The organism is Mesorhizobium sp. M7A.F.Ca.US.008.03.1.1 (genome assembly GCF_003997495.1).
Taxonomy (GTDB): Bacteria; Pseudomonadota; Alphaproteobacteria; order Rhizobiales; family Rhizobiaceae; genus Mesorhizobium.
The window spans coordinates 41,470-47,894 of record NZ_RZRU01000008.1; the positions used below are offsets into that span (position 1 = coordinate 41,470).

Sequence of the window (6,425 nt, forward strand, 5' to 3'; positions counted from 1 at the left end):
TTGTACCGGTCTGCCCCCGCTGCGGGCCGGGCGCATTTCGTTTGATATTCCCGCACTTTACGCCACTTTCTTTTTGAGCAGCGGATTATCCCAAAACCGGTTTCCCCCTTGGGTCCGATGCTCTAGACCTGATTTGCACCTTTTCCGGGATTCTTGTGGCGGGAGGCGCTGGTGGAAGGCGAGCACGAACGGACGACCGGCGCCAGGGCCGCCGAGGACAACCACGCCGACATCTATGGCGAGGACGGCGCTGTGCTTTCGTCCTTCCTGGCGCGGATTGGCGCGGCGATCGCCGACCGCGACACGCTGACCCTCAAGCATGAAGTCGACGACCTGCACCAGTCGGAACTCGGCGACCTGCTCGAGGCACTGCATCCCGAACAGCGCCGCGCGCTGGTCGAACTCCTGGGCGCCGATTTCGACTTCTCCTCGCTGACGGAGGTGGACGAGGCGATCCGTATGGAGATCGTCGACAATCTGCCCAATGCGCAGATCGCGCAGGCGGTGCAGGAGCTCGATTCCGACGACGCCGTCTACATTCTCGAGGATCTCGATCAGGAAGACCAGGACGAGATCCTGTCGCAACTGCCGTTCACCGAGCGGATCAGGCTGCGCCGCTCGCTTGATTATCCCGAAGAGACGGCCGGCCGCCGCATGCAGACCGAGTTCGTCGCGGTTCCGCCGTTCTGGACGATCGGCCAGACCATCGACTATATGCGCGAGGACAACAACCTTCCCGAGCGCTTCAGCCAGATCTTCGTCATCGACCCGACCTTCAAGCTGCTCGGCGCCATCGACCTCGACCAGATCCTGCGCACCAAGCGTTCGGTCAAGGTCGAGGAAGTGATGCACGAGACGCGGCACGCCATTCCGGCCACCATGGACCAGGAAGAGGCGGCGCGGGAATTCGAGCAGTACGATCTTCTGTCGGCCGCGGTCGTGGACGAGAACGAACGGCTGGTCGGCATTCTGACCATCGACGATGTCGTCGACGTCATCCAGCAGGAGGCCGAGGAAGATCTGATGCGCATGGGCGGCGTCGGCGACGAAGAGCTTTCCGACAGCATCTTTTCGACCTCGCGCTCACGCGTTCCGTGGTTGCTGATCAATCTTCTGACCGCGTTCCTGGCGGCGTCGGTGATCAGCCTGTTCGACCGCACGATCGAACATATCGTGGCACTGGCGGTGCTCATGCCGATCGTCGCCGGCATGGGCGGCAATGCCGGCTCGCAAACCATGACCGTCACCGTGCGGGCGTTGGCAACCAGGGATCTCGACATCTACAATGCCGGCCGCATCATTCGCCGCGAGATGGGTGTCGGCTTCATCAACGGGATCGTCTTCGCCATCCTGATCGGCATCGTTGCGGCAGCCTGGTTCCGTGACCCCAATCTGGGCGGCATCATCGCGGCGGCGATGATCATCAACATGTTCGTGGCCGCCCTGGCCGGCATTCTGATTCCGCTGCTGCTCGATCGTTTCAAGGTCGATCCGGCGGTCGCTTCGGCGGTCTTCGTCACCACGGTCACCGACGTCGTCGGCTTCTTTGCGTTTCTCGGCATTGCCACGTGGTGGTTCGGCGTACCCTGAAGGCACACCTTTGGCTCAATTGACTTTTACGTAAATGCCGTGCGAGGCTTGCGCGGGGCGCCATGTCGATTCCGGCATGGCATGGGTTTTGGTTCGGGACAGAAGGGTGACGCCGGCATGGCGATCGCCCTGGGGTTTCGGCGTGCGGGAGTGGCAATGCGAGAATATTATTCGATCACCGAGTTGACCCGCGAGTTCGACGTGTCGACGCGGACGCTGCGCTTTTACGAGGACGAAGGGCTGGTGCAGCCTGTGCGGCGTGGCCGCACGCGGCTGTTTCGCCCCTCCGACCGGCACCTCATCCGCCAGATCATGCGCGGCAAAAGGCTTGGCTTCTCGATCAACGAGATCCGCGAAATCATCCAGATGTACAAGGAGCCGCCCGGCGAAGTCGGCCAGCTCAACCTGATGATCAAGCGCATTGAGGAAAAGCGCGAGGATCTCCGGCAGAAACGCCGCGACCTCGAGGAGACGCTGGCTGAACTCGACCAAGCCGAGGAGTCCTGCGTCGAGCGGCTGGTTGAGCTTGGCGTGAACACCTGAGCCTTCGTCATCCTGGGGTCTGCGCTGCGTCGCTGCGCTCCTTGCTCCGCCCGTGGATGACGAAGAAGTTCCAGCTCAAATCCAGCGCCGCACGCGTTTTGCGTAATCGCGGTATTTCTTGCCGAATTTTGCTGTCAGCACCTTTTCCTCGCCTTCGATCGCCACCTTCTGCGTGGCATAGGCGGCGATGAACGCCAGTGGCAGGAACCACACGATGCCCGAGACAAAGGCGACGCCGATCAACAGCAGAGTGTTGGCCAGATACATCGGATTGCGGGTGACGCCGAAGGGACCCGTGGTGACCAGGTGATCGGGCACAGCGTTCGGGTTCAGCGTGGTCTTGGCTCGGATCATGGTGCGGATCGCGGTGAACCAGAGTGCGGCGACCGCAAACAGTGCCACCCAGCCGGCCGCGAACAGAATATCGCCCAGCAGGTCACCGATCCAGGGCAGAGGATAGAGCAGGCCCAGCGCGATGCTGATGGCTATGGCGGCGATGTAGATCAGCGGCGGCCACGGTATGAGCCCCGGCTTCGGCTGGTTCTCGGTCATTTAACCCCTTCCTCCATCAACTTGCTGTCGGTCTTGGCGGTGCACATGCCGGCGAGATCGGACAAATGTGCCTTCCATTCCGCAGTCTGGTCGTTGTTGTAGAGCCTATCAAGCGTGGCCTCGCCCTCAAGCGTATCGAGCATGCAGACACAGTAGCTTGTACAGAACTCGGTGTCGCGCGACTGCTCGCAGGACAGGTGGCAGGTTTTCAGAAAATTCACCTGCGGGGTTTCGACCTGCGCCGGCATGATCTGCGAGAACAGCCAGACGCAGCCGATCAGCAGCGGCTGGTGGATCAAATAGAAGGCCAGGCTGTGCCGGCCGATGAATACCAGCGGGTTGGCCAAGCGGCCGGGCGCCAGATTGGCAAGCCGGGCAAGCAGGCCGGCACCTGCGGCGAGTTTCGTCACCGCGATGCCCGCAAGCACGGCGCCGAACCATGGAAACAGCGGAACGTAGTCGTTGGAGCGCGGATTGTTCGCCGACAGACCGACCCACCACAGCCATGGGTGATTGAAGGCCTCGAGGCGCAGATAGACGGGAGCGGCGATGACGAGCGCGGCGACGACAAGCGTCAGCAGCGCCGGCAGGCGCAGGAAAGCGAGGCCGAGCAGGCTGGCCAGCGCGATCTCGTGCAAGATGCCGAAGAAGATGAAGCCGTCCGGGGTGGCGATGCGGGTGACGACCGAAATCGCGATCGCGGCTCCGGCGACCATGGCAAACCGCTTCCAGAAGCCGTTCCAGCGGATTTGTCGGCCATGGGCGAGGTACAGGCTGACGCCAACCAGGAACAGGAAGGTCGAGGCTATGCAGCGCGCGTAGATCTTCCACCAGCCGAAGGCAGTCAGGCCGGGATCGGTGTAGCCGAAGAACTCCAGATCCCAGGTGAAATGGTAGCTTGCCATGGCGATCAGCGCGATGCCGCGCACGATGTCGATGGCGACGATGCGCTTTGGTCGATCCTGAACGGGTGCGGTCGGCGTTTGGATGCTCATGGTCTCGCATTCTGATTCAGCCCCGCTGGAGGACTATCACGGTTGCCCCGGACAAAAGAAGACCGGCAACTCTGCCGATTACGCCGGATCAGCCGCGGCATTGGGCCAGTGCCGGGAAGCCTTTGGCCGGCTTCGCTTTTGCCGGATGCACGTCGGTTTCCTCTTGTTGGCGCTGGGGTCGCCACTGCAGATTTGACCCGGTGAATCTGCTTCGGGGAAAGCAATGTCCACCCATGTGCGCCATCCGATCTGGTTACCGGCCCTCAAGGCCGCGGACGCGCGCACCTTCGCCTCGCTCTATGCGGTTGAATCCTTTGCTCGCGCCACGGTGTCGAGCGTCATCCCGATCCAGGCCTATGAGATCCTGCACAACGAGCAGATCGTCTCGATCCTCTACACCGTGGTGGCGATGCTCGGCCTGTCGGTGACATTGTTCATGCCGATGCTGATCCGCCGCTTTGCCCGCCGCTGGGTCTACACATCAGGCGCCTGCCTGCTGGCCATCGGCTCGCTGTTCTTCGTCACCGACACGCTTGCCGGGCAACTGGCCGGCATGCTGTGCCGGGTGATGGGCGCCAGCGCGCTGTCGATCACGCTCAACCTCTACATCATGGACCACATCCGCAAGACCGACTTCATGCAGGCCGAATCGCTGCGCATGGCGTGGTCGATGCTGGCCTGGACCGGCGGGCCGACGCTAGGCATCTTCCTCTACACGCGCTTCGGCGTCTATGCCGCGCATGGTGCGGTCGCGGTGTTCGCGTTAGCCCTGCTGGCACTGTTCTGGACCTACCGGCTCGGCGACAACCCGTCGATCCGCCCGGGCAAGACGCGACCAGTCAACCCGCTCGCCAATATCGGCCGCTTCGTCGCGCAGCCCAGGCTGAGGCTGGCCTGGCTGATCGCCTTTGGGCGCTCCTGTTTCTGGACGACGTTCTTTGTCTATGGGCCGCTGTTCATGGTCATTACGGGTGAGGGCAAGCTGGCCGGCGGCCTGCTGGTTTCGGCCGGCAACGCGCTTTTGTTCATGGCGATTTTCTGGGGCAAGGCAGGAAAGCGCTTTGGCGGCCGCAGGACCATGACATTCGCCTATTTCGCCATGTCGTCCGCGCTGCTTGCGGCGGGTTTCGTCGGCGAAACCGTGCCGCTGCTTACCGGCGCCTTCCTGCTCTGCGGCGCCTTCTTCACCATTGCGCTCGACGCACTCGGCTCGACCGCCTTCATGCGCTCGGTACGCTCCTATGAAAGATCGCAGATGGCGGCGGTCTACCGCACCTATCTCGACTTTTCCGAGCTGACGCCGCCGCTGGTCTGTTCGGTGGTGCTGGCCTTCTTCGGCCTGGGCTCGGTGTTCGTCACGCTCGGCCTGCTGGCGGCGGTCTGCGGCTTTGTGACGTGGCGCTATCTGCCGAAATCGCTTTGACCTTCATGGCGCATTCGCAATGGTCGCCGGCGGAATTTGGTTTGCCGGAGGCGAGGATTCTGCCTATAGTCGCCGGTGTCGCCGGTTCCATTTTGGAGCCAAGAGGGAATGCGGTGAGGGCGAATTCGCCCAATGCCGTGGCTGCCCCCGCAACTGTGTGCGGTAGTCCTCTCCATATGCCACTGAAGATTTTTCTTCGGGAAGGTGGGGAAGGACGCTGATCCGCGAGTCAGGAGACCTGCCGGCGACAGGAAACTGACTTCGATGCCCTCGGGTGGAGGGCGAAAGGACAAGATATGACTACCGCTTCCGTCTCCCTCGGCGCCTCCGTCTCCTCGCAGTCGCGCTTCATGCAGCTCGCGCTTGCCGCGCTGCTCGGCATTTTCGTGATGGGCTTTGTCGGCTTCTCGCATATCGATGCGGTCCACAATGCGGCTCACGACTATCGCCATTCGATGGCGTTTCCCTGCCACTGACGAGGATTTGACATCATGAACCTGTTTCGCAACGTCGTGTTCATCGCGGCGATCGCAGGGCTCGTGGCCGGCGTCGTTCTCGCCTGCCTGCAGGCCTATGCCACCGTGCCGCTGATCCTAAAGGCGGAAGTCTACGAACAGGCGGGCGGCGGGCATCACCATGACCATGCCGCAACGGATAGCAATGCGATGAGCACAACTGCTCCGGCGGGAGATGCCATGAGCTCTGCTGCCCCGGCTGCGGCGCAAGCCGCTCCGGCAGACGAAGGCTGGGCGCCGGCAGACGGTTTCGAGCGTTTCGCCTTCAGCGTGCTTGCCAACATCGTCACCGGCATCGGCTTCGCGCTGATCCTGGTCGCGGTTTCCGAATTCGCTGGCGGCATCGGTGGTTGGCGCCAGGGCGTGTTCTGGGGTCTGGCCGGCTTTGCCGTGTTCACGCTGGCGCCGGGCCTCGGCCTGCCGCCGGAACTGCCGGCCATGCCGGCCGCCGATCTCACCCAGCGCCAGATCTGGTGGTGGGCAACGGTGGCGGCAACCGCTGCCGGTCTCGGCCTGATCGCGTTCCGCAAGTCGCTGCCGCTGGCGATCCTTGCCGTCCTGCTGATCGTCGCACCGCATGTTGTCGGTGCACCGCAGCCCGACAGTTACGAGACGGCGATTCCGGAAGGGCTGCATCACCAGTTCGTGGTGGCGGTGACCGTGACCAATCTGGTGTTCTGGCTGGTGCTCGGCGCGGTCGTCGGTATGGTGCGCGGCCGCTTCACCGGCACCGCGACCAGCCTGCGCGACAGCTTTGCCTGATCGCAAGACACTGACCTTCCTCATCGGCGGGCCGTGGGCCGCCCC

Annotated in this window: 7 protein-coding genes and 1 riboswitch; of the genes, 5 read left to right on the forward strand and 2 right to left on the reverse strand. The window is 62.9% G+C overall.

Features of this window, described 5'->3' with window-relative positions; genetic code table 11:
• Window positions 1-171 precede the first annotated feature (171 nt).
• Both mgtE and EOA16_RS12910 read left to right on the forward strand, forming a co-directional pair.
• Complete coding sequence (gene mgtE / locus EOA16_RS12905; RefSeq protein ID WP_127258439.1) at window positions 172-1,590, forward strand: magnesium transporter; 1,419 nt, start codon at window positions 172-174, stop codon at window positions 1,588-1,590.
• A 156-nt stretch (window positions 1,591-1,746) separates the two neighbouring features.
• On the forward strand, window positions 1,747-2,133 hold the full coding sequence (locus tag EOA16_RS12910; protein ID WP_023685221.1) for a MerR family DNA-binding transcriptional regulator: 387 nt from the start codon (window positions 1,747-1,749) through the stop codon (window positions 2,131-2,133).
• 75 nt (window positions 2,134-2,208) lie between these two features.
• Here EOA16_RS12910 and EOA16_RS12915 read toward each other — a convergent pair whose 3' ends face one another.
• Together EOA16_RS12915 and EOA16_RS12920 are read right to left on the reverse strand one after the other, a co-directional pair.
• Complete coding sequence (locus tag EOA16_RS12915) at window positions 2,209-2,685, reverse strand: isoprenylcysteine carboxylmethyltransferase family protein (RefSeq protein WP_127258441.1); 477 nt, start codon at window positions 2,683-2,685, stop codon at window positions 2,209-2,211.
• Window positions 2,682-3,680 (reverse strand): DUF1624 domain-containing protein, encoded by a 999-nt coding sequence (locus tag EOA16_RS12920; RefSeq protein ID WP_127258443.1) that lies wholly within the window; start codon window positions 3,678-3,680, stop codon window positions 2,682-2,684. Before EOA16_RS12920 ends, EOA16_RS12915 begins: the two co-directional genes overlap by 4 nt.
• 223 nt (window positions 3,681-3,903) lie before the next feature.
• Here EOA16_RS12920 and EOA16_RS12925 point away from each other — a divergent pair, with 223 nt between their 5' ends.
• The 3 genes from EOA16_RS12925 to EOA16_RS12935 all read left to right on the forward strand — a co-directional run bounded on the left by EOA16_RS12925 (window position 3,904) and on the right by EOA16_RS12935 (window position 6,380).
• Entirely contained in the window at window positions 3,904-5,103 is a 1,200-nt protein-coding gene (locus EOA16_RS12925) for an MFS transporter (protein WP_127258445.1), read from the forward strand.
• A 65-nt stretch (window positions 5,104-5,168) separates the two neighbouring features.
• A riboswitch (cobalamin riboswitch) is annotated at window positions 5,169-5,364 on the forward strand.
• 35 nt (window positions 5,365-5,399) lie between these two features.
• Entirely contained in the window at window positions 5,400-5,579 is a 180-nt protein-coding gene (locus EOA16_RS12930) for a CbtB domain-containing protein (protein WP_013531117.1), read from the forward strand.
• A gap of 15 nt (window positions 5,580-5,594) precedes the next feature.
• Window positions 5,595-6,380: a CbtA family protein gene (locus tag EOA16_RS12935; RefSeq protein WP_127258447.1), complete on the forward strand. Its 786-nt coding sequence runs from the start codon at window positions 5,595-5,597 to the stop codon at window positions 6,378-6,380.
• The last annotated feature ends 45 nt before the right edge of the window (window positions 6,381-6,425 follow it).